The 25,178-nt window shown below is 62.2% G+C and carries 17 protein-coding genes; 12 read left to right on the top strand and 5 right to left on the bottom strand.

The genetic code is table 11. From position 1 onward, the window contains the following. The first annotated feature begins 18 nt into the window (after positions 1-18). A complete protein-coding gene (locus EJ075_RS17805) occupies positions 19-1,068 on the top strand; it encodes a LacI family DNA-binding transcriptional regulator (protein WP_126105130.1) in 1,050 nt (349 codons plus the stop codon). 253 nt (positions 1,069-1,321) lie between these two features. Here EJ075_RS17805 and EJ075_RS17800 read toward each other — a convergent pair whose 3' ends face one another. Next, positions 1,322-1,747, bottom strand: coding sequence for a nuclear transport factor 2 family protein (locus EJ075_RS17800; protein WP_126105129.1), 426 nt, complete (start codon positions 1,745-1,747; stop codon positions 1,322-1,324). Positions 1,748-1,915: 168 nt separating this feature from the next. Between EJ075_RS17800 and EJ075_RS17795 the strand changes: the two genes are divergently transcribed. The 7 genes from EJ075_RS17795 to EJ075_RS17765 all read left to right on the top strand — a co-directional run bounded on the left by EJ075_RS17795 (position 1,916) and on the right by EJ075_RS17765 (position 10,319). Next, a complete protein-coding gene (locus EJ075_RS17795; RefSeq protein WP_126105128.1) occupies positions 1,916-2,824 on the top strand; it encodes a LysR family transcriptional regulator in 909 nt (302 codons plus the stop codon). Positions 2,825-3,193: 369 nt separating this feature from the next. Continuing rightward, positions 3,194-4,639 (top strand): homospermidine synthase, encoded by a 1,446-nt coding sequence (locus tag EJ075_RS17790; protein ID WP_126105127.1) that lies wholly within the window; start codon positions 3,194-3,196, stop codon positions 4,637-4,639. A 196-nt stretch (positions 4,640-4,835) separates the two neighbouring features. Beyond that, positions 4,836-5,207: a hypothetical protein gene (locus tag EJ075_RS17785; protein WP_126107361.1), complete on the top strand. Its 372-nt coding sequence runs from the start codon at positions 4,836-4,838 to the stop codon at positions 5,205-5,207. Positions 5,208-5,389: 182 nt separating this feature from the next. Beyond that, positions 5,390-7,438, top strand: coding sequence for a bifunctional UDP-sugar hydrolase/5'-nucleotidase (locus EJ075_RS17780; protein WP_126105126.1), 2,049 nt, complete (start codon positions 5,390-5,392; stop codon positions 7,436-7,438). Positions 7,439-7,584: 146 nt separating this feature from the next. Continuing rightward, a complete protein-coding gene (hemH, locus tag EJ075_RS17775; protein ID WP_095484070.1) occupies positions 7,585-8,637 on the top strand; it encodes a ferrochelatase in 1,053 nt (350 codons plus the stop codon). A 250-nt stretch (positions 8,638-8,887) separates the two neighbouring features. Then, positions 8,888-9,838 carry an SPFH domain-containing protein gene (locus EJ075_RS17770; RefSeq protein ID WP_095484069.1) on the top strand — a complete coding sequence of 317 codons (951 nt, stop codon included), beginning with the start codon at positions 8,888-8,890 and terminating at the stop codon, positions 9,836-9,838. 10 nt (positions 9,839-9,848) lie between these two features. After that, positions 9,849-10,319 carry an NfeD family protein gene (locus tag EJ075_RS17765; protein WP_095484068.1) on the top strand — a complete coding sequence of 157 codons (471 nt, stop codon included), beginning with the start codon at positions 9,849-9,851 and terminating at the stop codon, positions 10,317-10,319. Between the two features lie 47 nt (positions 10,320-10,366). On the opposite strand, the gene EJ075_RS17760 is transcribed toward EJ075_RS17765, so the two are convergent. After that, complete coding sequence (locus tag EJ075_RS17760; protein WP_095484067.1) at positions 10,367-11,368, bottom strand: KpsF/GutQ family sugar-phosphate isomerase; 1,002 nt, start codon at positions 11,366-11,368, stop codon at positions 10,367-10,369. Between the two features lie 151 nt (positions 11,369-11,519). Between EJ075_RS17760 and EJ075_RS17755 the strand changes: the two genes are divergently transcribed. Next, positions 11,520-13,232 carry an outer membrane beta-barrel protein gene (locus tag EJ075_RS17755; protein ID WP_126105125.1) on the top strand — a complete coding sequence of 571 codons (1,713 nt, stop codon included), beginning with the start codon at positions 11,520-11,522 and terminating at the stop codon, positions 13,230-13,232. A 151-nt stretch (positions 13,233-13,383) separates the two neighbouring features. Here the strand turns inward: EJ075_RS17755 and galU are convergent, their stop codons facing one another. Further along, entirely contained in the window at positions 13,384-14,298 is a 915-nt protein-coding gene (galU, locus tag EJ075_RS17750) for a UTP--glucose-1-phosphate uridylyltransferase GalU (RefSeq protein WP_185928333.1), read from the bottom strand. Positions 14,299-14,502: 204 nt separating this feature from the next. Between galU and EJ075_RS17745 the strand changes: the two genes are divergently transcribed. Further along, on the top strand, positions 14,503-15,729 hold the full coding sequence (locus tag EJ075_RS17745; RefSeq protein WP_126105124.1) for a lytic murein transglycosylase: 1,227 nt from the start codon (positions 14,503-14,505) through the stop codon (positions 15,727-15,729). Between the two features lie 113 nt (positions 15,730-15,842). Next, entirely contained in the window at positions 15,843-17,066 is a 1,224-nt protein-coding gene (locus tag EJ075_RS17740) for a DUF459 domain-containing protein (protein ID WP_126105123.1), read from the top strand. 216 nt (positions 17,067-17,282) lie between these two features. Here the strand turns inward: EJ075_RS17740 and EJ075_RS17735 are convergent, their stop codons facing one another. Together EJ075_RS17735 and gltB are read right to left on the bottom strand one after the other, a co-directional pair. Further along, positions 17,283-18,737, bottom strand: a complete 1,455-nt coding sequence (locus tag EJ075_RS17735; protein ID WP_126105122.1) for a glutamate synthase subunit beta — start codon at positions 18,735-18,737, stop codon at positions 17,283-17,285. Positions 18,738-18,880: 143 nt separating this feature from the next. Next, complete coding sequence (gene gltB, locus EJ075_RS17730) at positions 18,881-23,617, bottom strand: glutamate synthase large subunit (protein WP_126107360.1); 4,737 nt, start codon at positions 23,615-23,617, stop codon at positions 18,881-18,883. Between the two features lie 469 nt (positions 23,618-24,086). On the opposite strand from gltB, the gene EJ075_RS17725 reads away from it, so the two are divergent. Continuing rightward, positions 24,087-25,139 carry a low specificity L-threonine aldolase gene (locus EJ075_RS17725; protein WP_126105121.1) on the top strand — a complete coding sequence of 351 codons (1,053 nt, stop codon included), beginning with the start codon at positions 24,087-24,089 and terminating at the stop codon, positions 25,137-25,139. The last annotated feature ends 39 nt before the right edge of the window (positions 25,140-25,178 follow it).

The raw sequence follows: 25,178 nt of genomic DNA, 5'->3' as shown, positions 1-25,178 counted from the left end.
GAAACGAGTGAACCGCCAATGCCAACCCTAGCCGATGTCGGCAAGGCTGCCGGAGTTTCCCGGGGGACTGTTTCCAACGTCTTCAACCGGCCGGAGCTGGTCAGGCCTGAATTGCGCGAGCGCGTCGAAGCGGCCGCGCGGGCGCTCGGGTTTGGCGGCCCCGACCCGAAAGGACGTTTGCTGCGGGACGGCAAGTTCAATGCCATCGGCTTCATGCCGCCTGGCGCCTACGCCATCGCCGAGGTGATGAGAAGCCCCTATGGCCGCGAGCTGGTGCTGGGCGTTTCGCTTGCCTGCGACGAGGCCGGAACGACGCTAAGCCTTGTGAACGGCACCGACAACACGCGCTTCGCCAGCATCCGCGAGGCCCTCGTTGACGGCTTCATCCTCGGTCACAGCGCGGACATCGGTCTCATAACATCGGCACAACGACGGCGCCTGCCCTTCGTCATTCTCGAAAGCGATGCAGGTCCCGACATCAATTCGATAAAGATCGACGGCAGAAGTGGCGCGGTAGCTGCCGTCCGGCATCTGACTGGGCTGGGGCACCGGCATTTTGGCATCTTATCCATACGGAGGACTCCGGGCCCTCCGATCGTCCACATGCCCGGACAGGCAAAGCGCCCGCTTCTGGCCGGCTTCCCGCTCGACGACGAAAGGCTCGACGGTTTCAAGCAGGGTTTGGCGGAGGCGAATTTGTCGATCGACGATGTCCCGATCATCGAGACGACGCCGGGCGATCCGTCTGTTGGAGCAGTGGTATTCGACAATGTGCCGGAAGCCACCGCAATCCTGACCATGTCGGACTGGCAAGCGATCACAATACTCGACGAGGCGGTTCGGCGCGGCATAGAGGTGCCGGGCCATGTATCGGTCATTGGCTTCGATGGCACTGCCGAATCCGCACGCACCACGCCGCCGCTGACGACTATTGCGCACGACGTGATCGGAAAAGGCAGGCTCGCCGCTCGCATGGTTCTTGACAATGAACCACCCCGCCAAGTCGTTCTGCCTGTGGAACTGGTGGTTCGGGCGTCCACAGCCGCGCCGCGGGCAAAAATCCGCTGAACGGGCGCGCGCGTTGCTGGCGTGGTGCGCACGCCGCGGTTACGCAGCCACTGGCGAGACTGAAGCCTATCCTTGGCGACATTCGCTTTTGGTCATCCAAGCGTGACGATCTGTATTTTGCCGTGCTGTGCAAGCGGCTTTGAACGTATGGGCGGATCGAACGGAAGTTACCGCATTTGTGCACGCCGCGAATGGAGCCCGATCCCGAAGGGACGCGTCCGTGCCAAGCGTGAGGCCTTAAAGTGCGGCAAGCCTAGTCCGTTTTTGGTGGCGCTTCGACCGCCCAATCGGGGTCTGCGCCGAAGGGATGGTCGATAAAAAAGGCCCAGGTGCCATCCGGCAGCTTCCGGTGCACCTCCATACCGTGATGATGCACTTCGATCGGCTTGCCATTTTGATCCACGCCTTTGATCAGCCATTGCGATCGCGTCATCGCGAAGTCGCCGGCAATCGTGGTGTGGTGTGTGACGACATCCATATGCGGGTTCATGCCGACGTAGGCGGCCATGGTTTCGCGAATGGCGTCGGCGCCGCGCGCGATCGTTGTGCCACCGTGGACCTGATCCACCTGAACGATTGATGCGGCAGGATGATACATCGCTATTGCTGCATTCACGTCGTGCGCATTGAAGGCGCGTGCCAGCCACAGATTGCAGAGTTCTGGCGAGGGAGCGCCCATGTCGATCTCCTTCCGTGGTTATGTGCTACAAGCTATATTTGTCTTCATGTTTTGCAAAAACACCCGGCAAAAATGAAAGCAGAGCTTGCAGTTTCCGCAAGAACGAGCGGCCAGAGGCAATCGGCTTGATGAGGCATCCCGTTGGATTCCGGACTTGGAGGTCTGGCTGTGCTGACTCAAAGACTCTTTGAACTGTCGGACCTGCGCCTGATACGCGCCATCGGAGAGGCCGGCAGCCTGAGTGCGGCGGCCCGCCATTTGGGCGTTGACCACTCTACTGCTTTTCGACGGTTGGGCGCGATGGAAGGGCGTTTGGGAGCGCATCTGTTCGAGCGTGCTCGTGATGGATACACGCTCACCCTGGCCGGCGAAGTCGCCCTCATTACAGCCACCCGCGTCTTGGACGATCTGACCGATCTTGAGCGCCGCCTGGCTGGCCAGGATTTGCGGCCGTCTGGAACAGTAAGGGTGACCACCGCGGACACTTTGGTCGAGCTGCTCGGTCCGATCTTTACCGTATTGGCCCAGGAACGACCGGAGATCATGATCGAACTCATTGTCGACAACTCGTTCTTCACGCTGTCGAAAAGAGACGCCGACATCGCAATCAGGCCGGTTAGCGCACCGCCCGACAACTTGGTCGGAAGGAAACTCGCCAAACTGGCGACTGCGCCATACGCTTCGCCAGCCTATCTGGCGCGGCGCCCCCTTGACGCACCCCTGCCGGACTTCGATTGGATAGGTTTTGAGGAGAGCCTTGCCCATCTCCAGTCGGCGAGATGGCTTAAGCAGAACGTCGCCGAGGATCGGATCGTCCACCGCGCAAATTCGCTCCTGGCCCTGCAGGCCGCCGCACATTCTGGCATGGGGGTCGCCGCGCTACCTTGCTACCTGGCAGATCAGGATCCCGACCTTAGGCGGGTGCGTGGACCTCTGGCGGACATGGAGGCGGCCTTGTGGCTGCTCACCCACCCGGACCTCAGGCGAGTGACCCGGATTCGTACGGTTCTCGACTTCCTGGCCAACCAGCTTGCTCGGCGCAAGACTTTGATCGAAGGACAAGCGCCAATGGATTGAGCTTCCCGTGAGCGGGGCGTTTGCAGGAGCGGGCGAAATGCCGCCCTAATGCAGTCCGGCGTGCGAAGATGAAGCTCCGGACTCCGCGAACATCCGTTCGACCTCATCACGGTTGCCCGGATAGGCTCCCCGCCATTGCGGCCTAACGGACGTCGGTTGCTGCGGAAGCGAGAAAAGCCGATCTTGAGCTTCGCCCATCCACGGTTTCGGCCTTAACCACGTCGCCAACGCGGCGTAGCCGCGGTTGGCGCTTTTCACTGGTTTATGACAATGATCTGTGGTTGTAGCGCGTGGCGGTCGGGCAAAAAAATGCTCCGCTTTGCGTCTGTTTGCCCGGCTTTTCAGCCTATCTGAGGGAGTAATCAATAAATGGCGAATGAAAACTGGCCCGTTTACGGCGAGATCACCGGCCCTGTCGTGATGATCGGCTTCGGCTCGATCGGACGGGGAACGCTGCCGCTGATCGAGCGCCATTTCAAGTTCGACAAGTCGCGCATGACGGTCATCGACCCACGCGATACCGACCGCAAGCTGCTCGACGAGCGCGGCATCACATTCATGCAGGATGCGGTGACAAGGAAAAACTACAAGAAGCTGCTGACGCCGCTGCTGACCAAAGATGGCGGCCAGGGCTTTTGCGTCAACCTGTCGGTCGACACCGGCTCAGTGGATTTGATGCGGCTCTGTCGTAAGCTGGGCGTGCTTTACATCGATACCGTCGTCGAGCCGTGGCTCGGCTTCTATTTCGACGCCAAGGCCGACAATGCCAGCCGCACCAATTACGCGTTGCGTGAATCCATGATCGAAGAAAAGCACGCGCACCCCGGCGGGGCGACTGCAATCTCCACCTGCGGCGCCAATCCGGGCATGGTCTCGTGGTTCGTCAAGCAGGCGCTGGTCAACCTCGCCACCGATCTTGGCCTCGAGTTCTCGGAGCCCGCGCAGCACGATCGTGAAGGCTGGGCGAGGCTGATGAAGAAGGCCGGCGTCAAGGGCATCCACATCGCCGAGCGCGACACCCAGCGCACCAAGAAGCCGAAGCCGATGGACGTGTTCTGGAACACCTGGTCGGTCGAAGGTTTCATCTCGGAAGGGCTGCAACCGGCCGAGCTCGGCTGGGGCACCCATGAGACGTGGATGCCGAAGAACGCCAAGAAGCACAAGCATGGCTCGAAGGCCGCGATCTTCCTGGAGCAGCCGGGCGCCAACACGCGTGTGCGCAGCTGGTGCCCGACGCCCGGCCCGCAATACGGCTTCCTGGTGACGCACAACGAGTCGATTTCGATCGCCGACTTCTTCACCCTGCGCGGCAAGAAGGGCAAGGTTCAATACCGCCCGACCTGCCACTACGCTTACCATCCCTGCAACGACGCCGTGCTGTCGCTTCACGAGATGTTCGGCGCCGCCGGCAAGGCGCAAGCCGTGCATCACGTGCTCGATGAAAACGAACTGGTCGACGGTGTCGACGAGCTCGGCGTGCTACTCTACGGCCACGATAAGAACGCCTATTGGTACGGCTCGCAACTATCATTGGCGGAAGCGCGCAAGCTGGCGCCTTATCAGAACGCCACGGGCATGCAGGTCACGTCTGCCGTGTTGGCGGGCATGGTCTGGGCGCTGGAAAATCCCGAGGCCGGCATCGTCGAGGCCGACGAAATGGACTACAAGCGCTGCCTGGAAGTGCAGTCCCCCTATCTCGGGCCGACAAAAGGCTACTACACCGAATGGACGCCGCTCGATAACCGCCCTGGTCTGTTCCCGGAAGACCTCGACAAAAACGACCCATGGCAATTCCGCAACATCCTCGTTCGATAGTGCAACGTCCTCGTTCGATAGCAACGTCTCACTGCCTTGCAATCGCCTGGAAATCGGGCGATTGAAGGAGGGTGGCCTAGAGCGACGTGCGTCCATTTGGACGCACAATGTACGCTCTAGCGCTTTGAATGTACGCATCGTGCTTTCCGAAATCGGATCGATTTTCGGGCCGATGCGAGAGGAGAGGGTTTTGATGATGACGATTGAGCGCAAACTGCTTTCGGCCGGCATTGTCGCGGCCGCTGCCGCCTTGGCGGCGTGCACCACCGCCGGCCCGGGCGGGCCGCCATTGGCCGCGCGGAGCCCGGTCGAAGGCTCGTGGATTGATGCGCAAGGCACAGGCCTTTCGACCTTCGCCAGCGGCAGCTTCAACACCGTCGCGACCGACACCGGCCAGAAACTTGCCGACGGCAGCTATACCATGACCGGCGGCACCTCGGTCGAGATCCATGGCACTTCGCTGATCCGCCAGACGCCGATCAGCTTCAACTGCTTGTTGATCTCCACCTCCCAGCTTAATTGCACCAGCGCGAGCGGGCAGAATTTTGTGCTGACGCGACGCACCTGAGCCCTATACTGAACTGCTTTTGCAAAGGACGGCGGCTTGAGGCCGCCGTCCTTTTTTGCGCCGGCAAAGCTGTCCCCGATTCCGCTTGCATCGGCTGAAACCCGATGTGAACATGGGCAAAAATCTGGCTGTTATGTTCCAGTCAAGCAAGGGCGTTAAACAGGTCATCCGGGGAGACGAAGATGAAGAAGATCGCCGCCATTGCCGCCCTGTCGGCGTCCATGCTTGGCCTGTCGGCCGGCGTGTCCTTTGCCGACTACACGCTGAACATCCTGCACATCAACGACTGGCACAGCCGCATCGAAAGCAACAACAAATATGAATCGACCTGCTCGGCCGAAGAGGAGACCAAGGGCGAGTGCATCGGCGGCGCGGCGCGGCTGATCACGGCGATCGCCCAAGAGCGCAAGAAGCTGGAAGGCCAGAACGTGCTGCTGCTCAGCGCCGGCGATAATTTCCAGGGCTCGCTCTTCTACATAACCTACAAGGGCAAGACCGAAGGCGAATTCCTCAACCAGATGAAATTCAACGCCATGGGGGTCGGCAATCACGAGTTCGACGACGGCGAGGCAGCGCTTGCGCCGTTCCTCGACATGATCCAGTTTCCGGTGCTCGGCGCCAATGTGAAGGCCAACGCGCAATCCAAACTCGGTGACCGTGTGAAACCGTCGGTCGTGATCGAGGTCGGCGGTCAGAAGATCGGCATCGTCGGCGCGGTCACCAACGACACGCCGGAGCTCGCTTCGCCAGGCCCTAACGTCAAGATCGAAGACGACGTCAAGTCGATCACATCAGAGGTCGAAAAACTGAAGGGAGAAGGCGTCAACAAGATCATCGCGGTCACCCATATCGGTTACAAGCGCGAGCGCGACGTCATCGCCAAGATCCCGGGTGTCGACGTGGTGGTCGGCGGCCACAGTCACTCGCTGCTGTCCAACACCGACCCCAAGGCTGAAGGCCCCTACCCGACGATGGTCGACAATCCGGACGGCTACCAAGTGCCGGTCGTCCAGGCGGCGTCCTATTCGAAATATCTCGGCGAATTCAAGGTCGTGTTCGACGACAACGGCATCGTCAAGCAAGCCAGTGGTGACCCGATCTACCTCGACAAGTTGATCACGCCTGATCCCGCCGTGCTTGCCCGCATTAAAGAACTCGGCGCGCCGATCGAGGCGTTGAAGAACCAGGAGGTCGCCGAAACCACCAAGGCGATCGACGGCAGCCGTGAGAATTGCCGCACCCGCGAGTGCGAGATGGGCAACCTCGTCTCCGATGCCGTCCTCGACCGCGTCAAGGACCAGGGCGTCGAGATCGTCATCTCGAATGGCGGCGGTCTGCGCGCCTCGATCGATCAGGGCACCGTCACCATGGGCGAAGTGCTGAACGTGCTGCCATTCCAGAACACATTGGCGACCTTCCAGATTTCCGGCAAGGATCTGGTTGCCGGGCTCGAGAACGGTCTCAGCCAGATCGAGGACGGTGCCGGACGCTTCCCGCAGGTTGCCGGCCTGAAGTATTCATTCGACAAATCGGCCGCCCCGAATGCCGGGCGCGTCAAGTCGGTCGAGGTCATGGAAGGCGGCGCGTGGACCCCGATCAATCCAGACAAGGATTACCTAGTCGCCACCAACAACTATGTGCGCCAGGGCGGCGACGGCTACAAGGTGTTCGCCGACAAGGCCAAGAACGCCTATGATTACGGTCCGGGCCTCGAACAGGTGGTCGCCGATTATCTCAGCGCGCATCGGCCCTATACGCCGAAGCTCGATGGCCGCATCACCGAGGCCGCGGTGGCCGCCGCTGCGGAACCGGCCAAGCCGGCCGAGGCTGCGCCCGCACCGGCCGAGCCCGCAAAACCGTCAGAAACGGCTCCAGCCGCAACTGCGGAGCCGGCGATGCCCGAACCCCCGGCGGGTTCAAGCGACATCGCCACGACGCCACCGGGGGTCCCGGCGGAACCCGCCCCGCCAACGCCGGCACCTGCCGAGTCCGCAAAACCAGCCGAGGCAGCGCCTGCGGCACCGGCTCCTGCAGCGGAACCGGCCAAGCCAGCCGAGGCCGCACCGGCCGAAAGCAGCCATGTGATCGTTGCCGGCGATACCTATTGGGATCTGGCGGAGAAGGCCTATGGCGATGGCGCCAAGTGGAAAACGATCTCCGACGCCAACAAGAACTACGAACCGCGCCGCCTTCCCGTCGGCGCAACCTTGACTATGCCGGCCGCAAACTAAGTTCTTCCGTCATTGTCGGAAAACCCGTCCGGGTAACCGGGCGGGTTTTCTGCTTTCCGCCTGAGGTTAAGATAAGGTGCGGCCAGACGCTGCATTGAAAACCGGCGTGGCATCGCTAGTTTCGCGCGGTGTCCGGAGATCCCTTTATGACGCTTTCCAACCCTGTCGATCCCAAGGCTGCGAAGGCCCTCGGCCCGCTGCCGCCGGTCGGAGCGGGCAGGATCGGTGTCATACTGGTCAATCTCGGCACGCCCGACGGCACCGAATTCAAGCCGATGTGGCGTTATCTCAGGGAATTCCTGTCCGATCCGCGCGTCATCGAACTCAACAAGGCGATCTGGTACCCGATCCTCTATGGGCTGGTTCTCACCACGCGGCCGAAGAAGTCAGGCGCCAACTATGCCAGGATCTGGAACCGGCAGCGCAACGAGTCGCCGCTGCGCACCTACACCCGCGCCCAGAGCGAAAAGCTGACCGAAGCGCTGCGCGACCTGCCCGATGTCGTCGTCGACTGGGCGATGCGTTACGGCAATCCTTCGACAGAGAGCGTCGCCAAAGGGCTGGTCGCGCAAGGCTGCGACCGCATTCTCTCTTTTCCGCTCTATCCGCAATATTCCGCGACCACGACCGCGACCGCCAACGACCAGTTGTTTCGCGCGCTGATGAAGATGCGCCGCGCACCGGCGATCCGCAGCGTGCCGCCCTACTATGCCGAACCGGTCTATATCGAGGCGCTTGCCCGTTCGATCGAGCGCCATCTGGCGACCCTCGATTTCGAGCCTGAGGTGGTCATCGCCTCCTATCACGGCATTCCGAAACCCTATTCCGATAAGGGCGATCCCTATCAGGCCCATTGCCTGGAGACGACCCGGCTGCTGCGCGAAAAGCTCGGCTGGGATGAGAAGAGGCTGATTACCACCTTCCAGTCACGCTTCGGTGCGCAGGAATGGCTGCAGCCCTACACCGACAAGACGGTCGAGAAATTAGCCGGAGAAGGCGTGAGATCGATCGCCATCGTCAATCCGGGCTTTTCTGTCGATTGCATCGAGACGCTGGACGAGATCGCCAGGGAGGCGGCCGAGACTTTCCATCACGCCGGCGGCGAGACGTTCGCGCACATCCCTTGCCTCAACGACAGTGCCGAGGGCATGGCGGTGATCGAGGCGATGGTGCGGCGCGAACTGTCAGGCTGGATCTGAAGCGGGTTTAATCGCGCAGCTAGCGCGGCTGTCTATACACCGGCAATCCGCGATCACCTGATTGTAACATTTCTGAAACACACTTAAGTGTTTGGTGAAGTCGGTTGTATGGAAACGACTATCGCATCGGCACGAAAATCGGAATCGATTTTTGGGAAGCATGATGTGCAGGTATAAAAATTAGAGCGTACTTTGTGCGTCCGGTGAACGCGCGTCGCTCTAACGTGCTCGGCATCTGAGGGAGAGCCAAATGGATTTCAGTGGTTTCGATATCGCGCTTCTTGTTCTTGTCGCTCTTGTCGTGCTCGTGCTTTTCAAAGGCATTCGGACAATCCCGCAAGGCTACAATTATACCGTCGAACGCTTCGGCCGCTATACCAAGACATTGAGTCCCGGCCTCAACCTCATCGTGCCGTTCGTCGACCGCATCGGCGCCAAGTTGAACATGATGGAGCAGGTGCTCGACGTCCCGACCCAGGAGATCATCACCCGCGACAACGCCACCGTCGCCGTCGACGGCGTCGCGTTCTACCAGGTGCTCAACGCCGCACAGGCCGCCTACCAGGTCGCCGGGCTGCAGAACGCCATCCTCAATTTGACGATGACCAACATCCGTACCGTGATGGGCTCGATGGACCTCGACGAGCTTTTGTCAAACCGCGATGCCATCAATGAACGCTTGCTGCGCGTCGTCGACGAGGCGGCACATCCCTGGGGCATCAAGATCACCCGCGTCGAGATCAAGGACATCAATCCGCCGGCCAACCTTGTTGAATCGATGGGTCGCCAGATGATGGCCGAACGCAACAAGCGCGCGCAGATCCTCGACGCCGAAGGCCTCAAGCAGTCGCAGATCCTGGAAGCCGAGGGCCGCAAGGAAGCCGCCTTCCGCGACGCCGAGGCGCGCGAACGCTCCGCCGAGGCCGAGGCCCGCGCCACACAGGTGGTGTCGGAAGCGATCTCCAAGGGCGACGTGCAGGCGCTCAACTATTTCGTCGCGCTGAAATACACCGAAGCGCTGACCAAGATCGGCTCTGCCACAAACAGCAAGGTCGTGCTGATGCCGATCGAAGCGTCATCACTGATCGGCACGCTCGGCGGCATCGGCGCAATCGCCAAGGAAATCTTCGGGAGCGAAGGCACTGCCGGCGGCGCGCGGCAAGCTTCACGCCCGCCCGTGGTTCGCCCCAGCCAGACCTGAGGCCGATCCCATGTTCAACCGCATCATTTCCGAACTCGGCCCCTGGAATTGGATGGTTCTCGGTTTCGTCCTCCTCGTAATGGAGGTCATCGCGCCGGGCATCTTCATGCTATGGATCGGCATCGCCGCGCTGCTGATCGGTGCAGTCTCCCTGCTCATCTGGGACGCGGGTTTCTGGACCTGGCAGGTCCAGGTCCTCGCTTTCCTCGCGATGTCGCTGGTTTCAACCTATGTCGGCAAGAGACTGGTGGGTGGGCGCCATGACCCGACCGACCAGCCACTGCTCAACCGCCGCGGCGCACAAATGATCGGCAGGATGGCGACGCTTGCCGAGCCGATCAAGGACGGGCGCGGGCGCATAAAGCTTGGCGACACGCTATGGCGCGTCTCCGGCCCCGATCTGCCGGCCGGCACGCAGGTGCGCGTGACGGGCGCGGCCGATACCGATCTGGAGCTGACGGTCGAGGCGGTTCAAGGCTGATCCCACCCATCTCCGCGGAGTGACTTTCAAGCAGACTCTGATGTCTGTCAGGCCGCGCCGATGCGCAGCAGGTCGTGCAGATGGACAAGTCCGACCGGCCGTTTGCCCTCGACCACCATCAGGCTGGTGATGGCCGAATTGTTGATCGTCTGCAGCGCCGTCGCCACCAGCGTGTCCGGCCCGGCCGTCTTCGGCTCCTTGGTCATGACCTGATCGACGCTCATCGCCAAAAGATTGCTGCCGATGTGGCGCCTGATGTCGCCGTCGGTGATGATGCCGATCAGCGCACCGTCCTCGGCGGTTATCGCCACGCAGCCAAACCCCTTGCGCGACAATTCGAGGATCGCTTCGCGCATTCCGGTGCCGGAAGGCACCAGCGGCAGCCTGTCGCCGACATGCATGATGTCGCGGATCTGCGTCAGATTGGCGCCAAGTTGCCCGCCGGGATGGAAGGTGCGGAAATGATCCGGCGTGAAGCCGCGCGCTTCGAGCAGCGCAATGGCCAGCGCATCGCCGATCACCAGTTGCAGCAGCGTCGATGTCGTCGGCGCCAGGCCATGCGGACAGGCCTCCGACGCGCGCGGCAGCAGAAGCACAACATCGGCCTCGCGCGCCAGCGCCGATCTCTCTCCGGCGGTGACCGCGATCAGCGGGATCGAGAAGCGCCTGGAATAGGCGATGATGCCCTTGAGCTCCAGGCTCTCGCCCGACCACGACATGGCGATGATGGCATCGTCCCTGGCGATCATGCCGAGGTCGCCGTGATTGGCTTCGGCAGGGTGGACGAAGAACGCCGGTGTGCCGGTCGAGGCGAGTGTCGCGGCCAGCTTCGAGCCGATATGACCGCTCTTGCCGACGCCGGTGACGATGACGCGGCCTTCGATCTGCGACACCATGTCGACGGCGCGCGCGAACGGTTCGGCCAATCCGTTTTCGAGCGCAGCCGCCAGCGCCGCGACACCGGCCTGCTCGGTTGCCACCGTTCTGAGCGCCGAGGCTATCGAAGCTTGCCCGTCGAGCCGCTTCTTGTCTGGGGATCCCGCATGCATGGCTGATGCGATTAGCGCTTTGCCATGCGCCTGTCCAACGGAATTGCCATTCAGTGCGGGCTGATGAACCGCCGCCTCAACCCTCCGTTAACCATCCCCGTTTACGGTTCGGTAAGTATGGCGCGCGCGCGCCGCGCAAGCAGTGGTGGCGATGTCCGGGGCCCAGCCTGAAATGAAAAGAAGACGAAACGGCAAGGCGGTCTGCGCCTTGCTGCTGGCGACCAGCGTCTTCGCCTTGCTGCGACCAGCGCAGCCCTATGCCCAGGTAACCGAGCTGCGCGGCGAGGTTTCGGAATCGGCGATTCTGGCCGGCGCCCAGGATCAGACGGCACAGGCCGGCGCAACCACCCAAAGCGATGCGCCGGCGCCCACCTATCAGCCGGCCAGCCCGGGCGCCGTACAGGACGATGACACGGCGCCCGCGACCGGCAGCATTTTCGATCCGCCGGAAGCCACCGACGATCCGTTTGCGGAAACGCCCGCTCCCGTCCCGCCACGCCGACCATCGAGCGCAACGCAACGGGCGGCCGATCAAGACGAGGCAGAGGCCGCCGAGGCAGAAGCCACCGCCGCGACTGCAGCCACGACGGACGACACGGACACCGCCGGGACAGACCAGGACGCCACCAACCGCCGGGCCGTGACAATTGATTCCGCCGACAGGCAGGAGCTCGATCCGGGCGCCGAGCGCGCCGAAGCCATCGAAGGTCGGGACAGGAAGGTCGAGGACGACCCGTTCGCCGCCACCGGCATCAAACTCGGCTCGTTCGTGATCAGGCCGACGCTCGAACAAGGCCTGACGGCCTCGTCGAATGCCGATTCAAGCGCCGACGGCAAGCCGGCACTGCTGTCGGAAACGACGCTGCGCTTCAATGCCGTCTCCGACTGGCGAGAGAATTCGGCTGTCATCGACGGCTACGGCACTTTTCTCAAGACCATATCGGGCGACGAGATTCAGGAGTTGCGGGGCCGAGTCGACGGCACGTTCAATGTCGACCTCGACAACGATCTGCGCGCCATCGCCAAGCTCGGTTACGAGGCGGCGCCGGAATCGGCTTCGTCGCCGGTCGTTGTCGAAGGCACCATCGAGCAGCCAGTGCGCCAGACCATTGACGGCAGTCTCGCGGTCGAGAAGGATGCCGGCAAGATGCGCTTTGCACTGAGCGGCGCGGTCGAACGCGACATCTATGGCGACGCCAAGCTTTCGACGGGCGGAACGGTGTCGCAGAAAGCCCGCGACTCGACGCTCTATACCGCCACCTTGCGTACCGGCTATGAGATTTCTCCCGCCATCACGCCTTTCACCGAGGTCGAAATCGGCCGCCGCGTCTATGATTTGCGCGTCGACCCCAATGGTTTCGAACGATCCTCGACACGGCTTGGCGTACGGGCCGGTGCCGAACTCGACCTCGGCGAGAAGCTTGCCGGCGAATTCTCGGCCGGCTGGCTGCGGGAAGCGATCGACGATGACCGCCTGGAGGCGATTTCGGGCGCCACGGTGAACGCCGACCTCAGATGGTCGCCGGAACGCGGCACCACGATCGGCCTCACCGGCCAAACCACCGTCGAGGGCACGACAACTCCCGACGAAAGCGGCGACATCCTTTACTCCGGCCGCCTCACCGGCGAGCGGGAAATCCGTGCCAACCTGATCGGGAACGCAGCTCTCGGCGTGGACTGGCGCGACTATATCGGGTCCGACGGCCATGACCTGACGCTGAGCGCCGAGGCCGGACTGACATGGTGGCTGAACCGGTATGCCGGACTGACCACCCGCGCCAGAACCGAAAAACAGACCAGCAACCTGGAGGGCCGCGACTACACGGCCCACAGCATCTTCGTCGGGGTGACGCTGCAGCCGTAAAGCAAGCCGTTGAAGGTTTGGGTACGTCGAGATTCGGGTCAGGCAGTGGCGGGAACGGCGGTTTCGAGAACCTGAACGCGGCCTACATTGGGTTATGCAAGTACCGGAAGCGCAGAAATCGCCGTTCGCAGGCCGGCTGAATGTCAGCTCGCTAGAATGCCGCACCCCGCTGCTCTGACGGTTTCAACTCGTCGAGAAGCTTGCGGATGGCGCCCGCCATGTTCCCGTTCACGTCGCTGCGCCACAGTGCGAAGGCGACGTTGGCCTCAACAAAGCCTTCCGGCGATCCGCAATCGAAGGTGCGCCCCTGGTAATGGCAGCCATAGAAGGGCTGCTGCTTCTCCAGCTTCAGCATCGCATCGGTGAGCTGGATCTCGTTGCCGGCGCCCTTTTCCTGGCCCTCGAGAATCCCGAATATCTCCGGCTGCAGGATGTAGCGCCCGTTGATGTATAGATTGGAGGGTGCCGTGCCGGTCTTCGGCTTCTCCACCATGCCGGTGATGCGGAAACCGTGATGCGTATCCTCGCCGCGACCGACGATGCCGTATTTATGGGCCTCGGCGGGGTCGCATTCCTGAACCGCGACGATGTTGTTGCCGGTCTCGGCATAAAGCTCGACCATCTCCTTCATGCAGCTTTTTTCCGACTGCATGATCATATCAGGCAAAAGCAGCGCGAAGGGCTCGTCCCCGACGAGCTCGCGGGCGCACCAAACGGCATGGCCAAGGCCAAGCGGGACCTGCTGGCGCGTGAAGCTGGTCTGCCCCGGCGAGGGTTGCAGCCGCTGCAGGCGGGCGAGCTCGTCGTTCTTGCCGCGCTGGGCGAGCGTGTCATAGAGTTCGAACTGGACGTCGAAATGGTCCTCGATGACCGCCTTGTTACGGCCGGTCACGAAGATGAAATGTTCGATGCCGGCTTCGCGTGCCTCGTCGACCACATACTGGATAACTGGCCTGTCGACGACAGTCAGCATTTCCTTGGGTATGGCCTTGGTGGCCGGGAGAAACCGGGTTCCGAGACCGGCGACCGGGAAAACTGCCTTGCGAACTCTCTTCATGCTGTCAATTATCCGTTTGTAAGCCTGTTCGGCAATCCCGCTTCGAGACATTTTCGTGCCGGAATCGAGGATTATGGAACGGCTGGTCAGAAAAAAATTTGTAGTTCGTAAAGCACCGACGCGGCTTTTCGTTCCCAACGGCACCTATGGTAAACCAATTGCTAACCGGCTTCGGCGATGAATGATCTTCCTGTGATGATGAAGGAGGAAAAGATGTCCGTTCGCAACGCCGCAAAGCGCTTCACCAGCGTCGTTGCGGCCGCCAGCCTTTCGCTCGCCTTACTGATGCCCGCCGGATCTGCTTTTGCCGACGCCGGCTTCCGGCAATGGGTGGCGAGCTTCCGCGCCACCGCAGTGCAGAGCGGCGTTTCCGGCGCCGTTTATGACCAGGCGTTCCAGGGGATCAGCGATGCCGATCCGGTCGTGCTGGAAAAAGCGCGTTATCAACCCGAATTTACCGCGCCCGCCTGGGATTATTTCGACAACCGCGTCCATGACCAGTCGGTCGCTGTCGGCCAGCAGATGGCCAGGAAGTGGAAGCCTTGGCTGGACAGGATCGAGGCAAAATACGGCGTCGACCGCTACATCCTGCTGGCCATCTGGTCGATGGAATCGAACTACGGCGAAATCCTCAAGCGCGATGAGGTCATGCGAAATGTCGTGCGTTCGCTGGCAACGCTTGGCTATGCCGACCGCAGGCGATCGAAATTTGCCCGCACCCAGTTGATCGCGGCGCTGAAGATCCTGCAAAGGGGCGACATCGACAAAAGCCACCTCAGCGGCTCATGGGCTGGCGCCATGGGCCATACCCAATTCATTCCCACCAGCTATCAGGCCTATGCGGTCGATATGGATGGCGACGGCAGGCGCGACATCTGGAATTCGATTCCCGATGCATTGGCCACGGCCGCCAATCTGCTCAGGAAGAACGGCTGGCAGGCCGGCAAGACCTGGGGCTATGAAGTCAGCCTTCCCGATGGGAAGAAGTTCCCGGCCGGATCGAAGTCGCTGTCGCAATGGCAAGCGCTGGGTGTCACGCGTGTCAACGGCAAGCCCTTCAAGAGTGGTGCGGAGAAGGCCACGCTGAAAGTGCCGGGCGGCCGCGGCGGCCCGGCCTTCCTGATGATCAAGAACTTTTCGGTCATCAAGCGCTACAACAATGCCGACAAATACGCGGTTGCCGTTGGCCTTCTTGCCGACGAAATCGCCGGCTATGGTGGGCTTGTGCAGGACTGGAAGCGGCCTTTCACGAAGCTCTCCTTCGAGGAGAGGCAAGAGCTTCAGCAGCGGCTTTCCCAGTACGGCTACTATGACGGCAAGTTCGACGGCAAGATCGGCGAGGGATCGAAGGCCGCCATCATGGCCTTCCAGGCGAAGGCTGGCTTGACCCAGGACGGACATCCGAGCATGGAAGTGCTCAAATGGCTCAGGCAGAACTAGCCTCGCATAGGGAGAAGACCTGGAGCATCGGACCCAAAACCGTTGGGAATCCGATGCTCGAGCGGCGGCACGGTTGGACTTGGGTCCGGCGCTCTTAAGGATGGAGAGGGTGATTGGTTTCGGCTGCGCGTATCCAGGTGATCCTTCGTCGCGTGCCGATCCTGATTCTGGCTGTTGCCGTTCTGGCCGTCAGTACTGCCGCCGCCTTTCATACGCCGGCCGTGGCGCAGGAAGAACAAAGGCGTGGCTGGTCGCTGCGCGACCTGTTGTTTCCGCGCCGAAGCGAGCGGGTGGAACCGCCGCCGCGACAAATTCAGAGAGCCAGGCCGCCGAAGGCCAGGGCAAAAAAGCCCCGCGCCGCGCCGCGCCGGCCGGCTGAGCCGACAACCCCCATTGTCGAGAAGGCGCCGGATGCCCGCACCGTTCTGGTGGTCGGTGATTTCATGGCGAGTGGCCTTGCCGAAGGTCTGGATACTGCCTTTGCCGAAAACAACAAAATCAGGATCGTCGTTCGCAGCAACGGTTCGTCCGGTTTCGTGCGTGACGATTTCTACAACTGGCCCGAACAGATCAAGTCGCTGATCGAGACCGAAAAGCCCGCCGCCGTAATCGTCATGCTGGGCTCCAACGATCGGCAGCAAATGCGCGTGGACGATGAGCGCGAACAGCCGCGGTCCGAAGGCTGGGACAAGGAGTACGAACGCCGGACCGAAGCGTTCGGCAAGGCCATTGCATCGGCCAAGGTGCCGTATCTGTGGGTCGGCATGCCGGCATTCAAGGCGCCGAAGATGACCTCCGACATGCTGGCTTTCAACGACATCTACCGCTCGACGGCCGAAAGTCACGGCGGTGAATTCGTCGACATCTGGGACGGTTTCGTCGACGAGGACGGCGCCTTTGTCACCAGCGGGCCTGACATCAACGGCCAGCCGGTGCGCCTGCGCACCGACGACGGCATCTATGTGTCGAAAGCCGGCAAACGCAAGCTCGCCTTCTATGCCGAAAAACCCTTGATGAAGATGCTTGGAATGACCGCGCCCACGGGCACACCGGCTACTTATGCGCCAGCGGGCGCTCCCGTCGAGGCGCCGGCACCGGCACCCATGGCCGTCGATCGCACCGTGCCGATGCTGCTCAACGATCCGGCGCTCGATGGCGGTTCGGAGCTTCTCGGCGCAGCGCCGCCGGCAAAGGCGGACGGGCTCGGCGAAAAACTCGTCGTCGAGGGCAAGGCATCAGATGCTTCGCCCGGCCGCGCCGACGACTTCCATTGGCCGCCCAGGGCGCAGCCTGCGGCGGCGGCCGCAAACGAAACGACAACGGCGATCAATCCTTGATACGAGGCTCGGAGACCGTTTCGAAACTCGCTACTGTGAGTCATATGAGGGTGTTTTCGAGAACCGGAGCGGAGCGTACATTCGAGTATGTGAGCACCGGCCTACGCCGGCCGTAGCCTTAACTGCCACGACCGCTCATGAGTGCTTCGGCCGGCGAAGGCCGGAAGCGCAGAAAACGCCCTCAGATGGCCGCAGGAGTAGAGTTTCCAAACGGTCTCAGCGCGGTAGCACGCTCGATCCCATCAGCGCCTCGTCGATCGAGCGCGCCGCCTGCCGGCCCTCGCGGATCGCCCAGACGACCAACGACTGGCCGCGACGGACATCACCCGCCGCATAGAGCTTTTCGACGCTGGTCCTATAGTCCCGGTCATTGGCCTCGACGTTGTTCGAGCGGCGGCTGTCGATGGCGATCTTCATCTGGCCGCCCAGCTCCGACACCGGTCCGACGGCGCCCGGCCCGGCAAAGCCGATGGCGATGAAGGCGAGATCCGCGCGGATGACGAATTCCGTGCCGGCGACCGGCTTGCGCTTTTCATCGACCTCGCAGCATTTGACGCCGGTCAACGCGCCGTCCTCGCCGATGAATTCGAGCGTCGCCACCTGAAACTCGCGCTCGGCGCCTTCGGCCTGCGAGGACGAGGTGCGCATCTTCGTTGCCCAGTAGGGCCAGACCGAAAGCTTGTCTTCCTTTTCCGGCGGCTGCGGCCGGATGTCGAGTTGGGTGACGCGGACGGCGCCCTGGCGGAACGCGGTGCCGACGCAGTCGGATGCGGTGTCGCCGCCGCCGACGACGACGACATGCTGGCCACCGGCGACGATCGGCTGCGAGGGCCACGCCACCGACTGGATCGGCTCGCCGCCGACGCGCTTGTTCTGCTGCACCAGATAGGGCATCGCGTCATGCACGCCGTCGAGATCGTCGCCGGGGATGTTGGCAGGGCGCGGTGTTTCCGATCCGCCGCAATAGAGCACCGCATCGTACTCGGCGAGCAGCTCCGCTACCGGCTTGTCGACGCCGACATTGATCCCACAATGGAAGCTCACGCCCTCGCCCTGCATCTGCTCGATGCGCCGATCGATATAGTGCTTCTCGATCTTGAAGTCGGGGATGCCATAGCGCATCAGCCCGCCCGGCCGGCTCTCGCGCTCATAGACGTGGACGTCGTGGCCGGCACGGCCAAGCTGCTGGGCGGCGGCCATGCCGGCCGGCCCCGAGCCGATGATTGCGACGCGCTTGCCGGTCTTCTTTTCCGGCGGATAGGGCCGGATATGACCGGTTTCATAGGCCTTATCGGCGATCGCCTGTTCGATCGTCTTGATGGCGACCGGAATGTCCTCGAGGTTCAGCGTGCAGGCTTCCTCGCAAGGTGCCGGACAGATGCGGCCGGTGAACTCCGGGAAATTGTTGGTCGAATGCAAGTTGCGGATCGCATTGTCCCAGTCGCCATTGTAGACGAGGTCGTTCCAGTCCGGGATCTGGTTGTGGATCGGGCAGCCGGTTGGCCCATGGCAGTACGGAATGCCGCAATCCATGCAGCGCGCGGCCTGTTTCTCGACCTCCTTGTCCGACATCGGCAGCGTGAACTCGCGAAAATGCCGGATGCGGTCGGAAGCCGGCTGGTACTTGTGCACCTGCCGGTCGATCTCGAGAAACCCTGTTACCTTGCCCATAGTCCAGTTCCTGCTGTCCAGATGGTGCGGTTTTCGCCGCACCCGTTAACCTCTTGAGGCAGCCATGGCAACCTTCAGCACGAGGTCAGGATTGTTGATGAGACCCGTGCCGGGAAGCCAGGCTTCCCGGCAACTCCCAAAGCCTATTCTGCCGCTACGCCCATGCGCATGCGTTCCATCTCGATCAGCGCGCGGCGATATTCGACCGGCATGATCTTCCGGAACTTCGGTCGGAAAGTCGCCCAATTGTCGAGGATCTCGCGGCCTCGCGCCGAACCCGTGTAATGGACGTGGTTCGAGATCAACTGATAGAGCCGCTCCTCGTCATGGCTGGTCATATCGCCCGACACGTCGACACGACCTTTGTGGTCGAGGTCACCGCCATGATGGAGCAGTTTCTCCATCAGATCGTCTTCCTCCGGAACCGGCTCCAGTTCGACCATCGCCATGTTGCAGCGCGCGGCGAAGTCGCCTGCCTCGTCGAGCACATAGGCGACGCCGCCCGACATGCCAGCTGCAAAGTTGCGGCCGGTCTGGCCGATGACGACGACGATGCCGCCGGTCATGTACTCGCAGCCATGATCGCCGACGCCTTCGACGACGGCGGCGACGCCCGAGTTGCGCACGGCAAAACGCTCGCCGGCGACGCCGCTGAAATAGGCCTCACCCTCGGTCGCGCCGTAGAGCACCGTGTTGCCGACGATGATGGACTCGGCGGCAACGATCTTCGTGTTCTCCGGAGGGCGGATGACGATGCGTCCACCCGACAGACCCTTGCCGACATAGTCGTTGGCGGCACCGACTAGCTCGAACGAGACGCCGCGCGCCAGGAAGGCGCCGAAGGACTGACCGGCCGTGCCAGTGAGTTTCACCGAGATCGTGTCCTCGCGCAGGCCCTTGTGCTTGAAGCGCTTTGCCACCTCGCCCGACAGCATGGCACCCGTCGAACGGTCGACATTGCGGATCGGCAGCTCGATGCTGACCGGCTGCCTGGCGTTCAGTGCCGGCTTGGCGAGTTCGATCAGCTTACGGTCGAGCACATCGTCGATTGGGTGCTTCTGCCGTTCGGTCCAATGCACCGCCTCGTGTGGGGCATCGGGCTTGAAGAACATCTTGCTGAAATCGAGTCCGCGCGCCTTCCAGTGCTGGATCAGTGCGCGCTTTTCCAGAAGGTCGGTGTCGCCGATGATCTGGTCGAGATGGGTGTAGCCCATCTCGGCGAGCAGCGCCCGCACCTCTTCCGCCACATAGAAGAAGAAGTTGATCACATGTTCCGGCGTGCCCTTGAAGCGCTTGCGCAACACCGGGTCCTGCGTCGCGACGCCGACCGGGCAGGTGTTGAGATGGCACTTGCGCATCATGATGCAGCCGGCCGCGATCAGCGGCGCGGTCGAGAAGCCGAATTCGTCGGCGCCGAGCAACGCGCCGATGACGACGTCGCGGCCGGTGCGCAGGCCGCCATCGACCTGCAGCGCGACGCGCGACCTGAGGCCGTTGAGCACCAGCGTCTGGTGCGTCTCGGCAAGGCCCATTTCCCACGGGCTGCCGGCATGCTTGAGCGAGGTCAGCGGCGATGCACCCGTGCCACCGTCATAGCCCGATATGGTGATATGATCGGCACGCGCCTTGGCGACGCCGGCCGCAACCGTGCCGACGCCGACTTCGGACACCAGCTTGACCGACACATCCGCCGCCGGATTGACGTTCTTCAGGTCGTAGATGAGCTGCGCCAGATCCTCGATCGAGTAGATGTCGTGATGCGGCGGCGGCGAGATCAGGCCGACGCCCGGCGTCGAATGCCTGACCTTGGCGATGGTGGCGTCGACCTTGTGGCCGGGCAGCTGACCGCCCTCGCCCGGCTTTGCGCCTTGCGCGACCTTGATCTGCATCATGTCGGAGTTGACCAGATATTCCGCCGTCACGCCGAACCGCCCGGAAGCGACCTGCTTGATAGCCGAACGTTCCGGGTTCTTGCCGCCGCCCGGCAGCGGCAGGTAGCGGTCGGCTTCTTCGCCGCCCTCGCCGGTGTTCGACTTGCCGCCGATCGTGTTCATGGCGCGCGCCAGCGTGGTGTGCGCTTCCCTGGAGATCGAGCCGAAGGACATCGCTCCGGTCGAGAACCGCTTGACGATGTCGGCCGCCGGCATGACCTCGTCGAGCGAAACCTTCTTGCGGCCGGTTTCTTCGGCGAGCCTGATCTTGAACAGGCCGCGAATGCTCTGCGCCCGCGCCGTCTCGCTGTCGATCTGGGCGGAATAGTCCTTGAACGTCTCCCATGAGCCCTGGCGCACGGCGTGCTGCAAGGTGGCGACCGCATCGGGCGACCAGATATGGGCTTCGCCGCGCATGCGGAACATGTATTCGCCGCCGACTTCGAGGCTATTGCGCAGCACCGGGTCGTTGCCGAAGCCGTCGGTATGGCGGCTGACCGTCTCGGCCGCGATCTCGTCCAGCCCGACGCCTTCGATCAGCGTCGCGGTGCCGGTGAAATACTTCTGCACGAAATCCGACTTCAGTCCGATCGCGTCGAAGATCTGCGCGCCGCAATAGGACTGATAGGTCGAAATGCCCATCTTGGACATCACCTTGAGAATGCCCTTGCCGATCGACTTGATGTAGCGGGTAACGACTTCGTAGGCGTCGACCTCCGCTGGCAGCTCGCCGCGCTTGTGCATGTCGAGCAACGTGTCGAAAGCCAGGTAAGGATTGATCGCCTCGGCGCCATAGCCGGCAAGGCAGCAGAAATGATGCACCTCGCGCGGTTCGCCGGACTCGACCACGAGCCCGACCGAGGTACGCAGCCCCTTGCGGATCAGGTGGTGGTGCACCGCCGCCGTCGCCAGCAGTGCCGGAATGGCGATACGGTCCGGCCCGAGCTGACGGTCGGACAGGATGATGATGTTATAGCCGCCGGCGACCGCCGCCTCGGCGCGCTCGCACAGCCGGTCGATGGCGCCCTGCATGCCGGCCGCGCCTTCATTCGAAGCATAGGTGATGTCGATCGTCTTGGTGTCGAAGCGATCCTCGGTGTGGCCGATGGAGCGGATCTTCTCGAGATCGCCATTGGTCAGGATCGGCTGGCGCACTTCGAGCCGCTTGCGGCGCGAATTGCCGACGAGGTCGAAGATGTTCGGCCTCGGCCCGATGAAGGACACCAGGCTCATCACCAGCTCCTCGCGGATCGGGTCGATCGGCGGATTGGTGACCTGGGCAAAGTTCTGCTTGAAATAAGTGTAGAGCAGCTTCGATCTGTCCGACATCGCCGAAATCGGCGTGTCGGTGCCCATCGACCCGACCGCTTCTTGGCCCGTTGTCGCCATCGGCGACATCAACAGCTTGGTGTCTTCCTGGCTGTAGCCGAACGCCTGCTGGCGGTCGAGCAGCGAAACGTCCCTGCGCAGCGCGCGCGGCTCGACCGGCTTCAGGTCTTCGAGGATGAGCTGGGTGTTGGCGAGCCAGCTTTTGTAGGGATGCCTGGTTGCGATCTCCGACTTGATCTCCTCGTCGGAAACGATGCGGCCCTTCTCCAGGTCGATCAAAAGCATGCGGCCTGGCTGCAACCGCCACTTCTTCACGATCCTTTCCTCCGGCACCGGCAGGACGCCGGCTTCCGAGGCCATGATGACGCGATCGTCGTCGGTGACGATGTAGCGCGCCGGGCGCAGCCCGTTGCGATCGAGTGTGGCGCCGATCTGGCGTCCGTCGGTGAAGGCTACCGCCGCCGGCCCGTCCCACGGCTCCATCAGGGCGGCGTGATATTCGTAAAAAGCCTTGCGATCTTGATCCATCAACTTGTTGCCCGCCCAGGCTTCCGGGATCAGCATCATCATCGCATGGGCGAGCGAGTAGCCGCCCTGAGTCAGGAATTCGAGCGCATTGTCGAAACAGGCGGTGTCAGACTGCCCCTCATAGGAGATCGGCCAAAGCTTGGAGATGTCGTTGCCGAACAGTTCGGAATCGACCGAGGCCTGGCGCGCGGCCATCCAGTTGACGTTGCCGCGCAGCGTGTTGATCTCGCCATTGTGGGCGACCATGCGATAGGGATGCGCCAGCTTCCACGACGGGAAGGTGTTGGTCGAGAAACGTTGGTGGACCAGGATCAGCGCTGTCTCGAAGCGCGGATCGGTCAGGTCCTTGTAATAGGCGCCGACCTGATAGGCCAGGAACATGCCCTTATAGACGATGGTCCGCGACGACATCGACACGACGTAGAAGCCATTGTCGACGCCCTTGGTCTCCTCATGGATCCGACCGGAAATGACCTTGCGCAGGATGTAGAGCCGCCGCTCGTAATCGTCGTCGCTCTCGATCTCGGCGCCGCGACCCAGGAACACCTGCCGCTGGATCGGTTCGGAAGCAGCGATATCCGGCGCCTTGGACAGCGATGAATTGTCGACCGGCACATCGCGAAAGCCGAGCAGTGGCTGGCCTTCGAGCTGCGCCACCTCGGCGATTATGCCTTCGATATGCGCCTGAAGCTCAGGATCGCGCGGCATGAACACATAGCCGACGGCGTAGTGGCCGGGCTTGGGCAATTCGACGCCTTGGCTGGCCATCTCCTCGCGGAAGAAGCGGTCGGGAAGCTGCACCAGCACGCCGGCGCCGTCGCCCATCAGCGGATCGGCGCCGACGGCGCCGCGATGCGTCAGGTTCTCGAGCACAGCGAGCCCGTCTTTGACGATCTGATGCGACTTCACGCCCTTCATGTTGACGATGAAGCCGACGCCGCAGGCATCGTGTTCATTGCGCGGATCGTAAAGGCCTTGCGCGGCAAAGCCGGTATGGGTTCGCCCGATATTGGTCAGAGACGGATTTTTGACGGCTGGCGCTTTCGTCTGCGCGGCCGGGCCGTTCGTCGCAGATGGCGTCATTTCCGTCATCATCCTGTCCTCCATTCCCAGCCCTTAGGGCGCTGGTTTGCGTCGGGAAGCGCTTGGCTCCCCCTTCATCCTTGCGGCACGTCTTGCGAAATCCTTGCGAACCAGGCGACCTGGTTCGCATCCGGTAATCGTACAGGCCAGAGCCAGGCTGTCTACCTGTCGCTCACGGCAACGGCCGGAGAGGCCCAATGATACGCCAATCCAGCCAGATGTGTGCGACAAAATAAGACAGCACTACTGTCCTAAATTTTTTATGACAGAAATTCCGGACGCGCACAAGACCGATTCATGAAAATCTTGGACATTCCACGACAGAAAATTACGCATAGCCATATCAGCACGTAACCTTCGGTCGTTTATCTCCACCGTCGTCTCTCCCTGGCTTTACCGGTTTTCCGGCACTTGGCACTTGCGAGCAGGATGCGAAAGCGGCCAAGGTTGCATGGATTTTCCCAGCACAGGCAAACGCATGAATTTCGCTTCCGACAATTGGGCAGGCGCCCATCCCAGCATCGCCGCAGGCCTGTCGGCCCATGCCGGCGGTTTTTCCACCGCCTATGGCGACGGCGCCCTCGACCAGGCCGTCTACCAGCGCTTCAGCGAAATCTTCGAGCGCGAGGTCGCGGTGTTTTTCGTGGCGACCGGCACCGCAGCCAATTCGCTGTCGCTGACCGCCTACAACAAATCAGGTGGCATTTCCTTCTGCCATCGCGAATCGCATGTCATCGAGGATGAATGCGGCGCGCCGGAATACTTCACAGGCGGCTCACGGCTCTATGGCGTCGACGGCGCGCTGGGCAAGATCGATCCGAACAGCCTGGAAAGAGCGGTGAACCGGTTCGCGCCTGAAATCGTCCATTCCGGGCGCCCGATGGCGGTGTCGATCACCCAGTCGACCGAGGTCGGCACCATCTATACGCTGAACGAGATCGCCAGGATTTCAGCGATCGCCAAGCATCATAACCTGCCGCTGCATATGGATGGCGCCCGCTTCGCCAATGCGCTGGTCGCACTGGAGACGTCGCCGGCGGAAATGACCTGGAAGCGCGGCGTCGACATCCTCTCCTTCGGCGGCACCAAGAACGGCTGCTGGTGCGCCGAGGCCGTCGTGCTGTTCGATCTGGACCGCGCCAGCGAACTGGCCTTCCTGCGCAAACGCGCGGCGCAATTGTTCTCGAAATCGCGCTTCGTCGCTGCGCAGTTCGAAGCTTATTTCAAGGACGGCCTGTGGCTCGACACGGCCCTGCATGCCAACGCCAAGGCAGCGCGCCTGGCGGCAGCGATCGAGGACTCCCCGTCGGCGCGTCTGGCTTGGCTGCCGCAAGCGAACGAGGTTTTCGCGGTGATGAAAAAGGCCGAGGCTGAAAGGGCACAAATGGCCGGCGCCGCTTTCTACGATTGGCACAAGCCGCATGACTTCGACGGTCATATCGGCGAGGACGAGGCGCTCTACCGTTTCGTCACCAGCTTTGCGACCACGGCCGAAGAGGTCGACCGCTTTGGCCGGCTAATTGCTGGATAACGGGGACCTCATTCACCAACGAAAAAGGGCGGCGCCAAG

The organism is Mesorhizobium sp. M6A.T.Cr.TU.016.01.1.1, assembly GCF_003952585.1.
In the GTDB taxonomy this organism is placed as follows: domain Bacteria; phylum Pseudomonadota; class Alphaproteobacteria; order Rhizobiales; family Rhizobiaceae; genus Mesorhizobium; species Mesorhizobium mediterraneum.
The sequence above is the reverse complement of the archived record's forward strand: the minus strand, read 5'-3'. Positions and strand labels throughout refer to the sequence as shown.

What these genes read in the sequence shown, in the direction of transcription:
- EJ075_RS17805 (WP_126105130.1), top strand. Translation starts at nt 19, where the DNA reads ATGCCAACCCTAGCCGATGTCGGCAAGGCTGCCGGAGTTTCCCGGGGG.
- EJ075_RS17800 (WP_126105129.1), bottom strand. Translation starts at nt 1,747, where the DNA reads ATGGGCGCTCCCTCGCCAGAACTCTGCAATCTGTGGCTGGCACGCGCC.
- EJ075_RS17790 (WP_126105127.1), top strand. Translation starts at nt 3,194, where the DNA reads ATGGCGAATGAAAACTGGCCCGTTTACGGCGAGATCACCGGCCCTGTC.
- EJ075_RS17785 (WP_126107361.1), top strand. Translation starts at nt 4,836, where the DNA reads ATGACGATTGAGCGCAAACTGCTTTCGGCCGGCATTGTCGCGGCCGCT.
- EJ075_RS17780 (WP_126105126.1), top strand. Translation starts at nt 5,390, where the DNA reads ATGAAGAAGATCGCCGCCATTGCCGCCCTGTCGGCGTCCATGCTTGGC.
- hemH (WP_095484070.1), top strand. Translation starts at nt 7,585, where the DNA reads ATGACGCTTTCCAACCCTGTCGATCCCAAGGCTGCGAAGGCCCTCGGC.
- EJ075_RS17770 (WP_095484069.1), top strand. Translation starts at nt 8,888, where the DNA reads ATGGATTTCAGTGGTTTCGATATCGCGCTTCTTGTTCTTGTCGCTCTT.
- EJ075_RS17765 (WP_095484068.1), top strand. Translation starts at nt 9,849, where the DNA reads ATGTTCAACCGCATCATTTCCGAACTCGGCCCCTGGAATTGGATGGTT.
- EJ075_RS17760 (WP_095484067.1), bottom strand. Translation starts at nt 11,368, where the DNA reads ATGCATGCGGGATCCCCAGACAAGAAGCGGCTCGACGGGCAAGCTTCG.
- EJ075_RS17755 (WP_126105125.1), top strand. Translation starts at nt 11,520, where the DNA reads ATGTCCGGGGCCCAGCCTGAAATGAAAAGAAGACGAAACGGCAAGGCG.
- EJ075_RS17745 (WP_126105124.1), top strand. Translation starts at nt 14,503, where the DNA reads ATGTCCGTTCGCAACGCCGCAAAGCGCTTCACCAGCGTCGTTGCGGCC.
- EJ075_RS17735 (WP_126105122.1), bottom strand. Translation starts at nt 18,737, where the DNA reads ATGGGCAAGGTAACAGGGTTTCTCGAGATCGACCGGCAGGTGCACAAG.
- gltB (WP_126107360.1), bottom strand. Translation starts at nt 23,617, where the DNA reads ATGACGGAAATGACGCCATCTGCGACGAACGGCCCGGCCGCGCAGACG.
- EJ075_RS17725 (WP_126105121.1), top strand. Translation starts at nt 24,087, where the DNA reads ATGAATTTCGCTTCCGACAATTGGGCAGGCGCCCATCCCAGCATCGCC.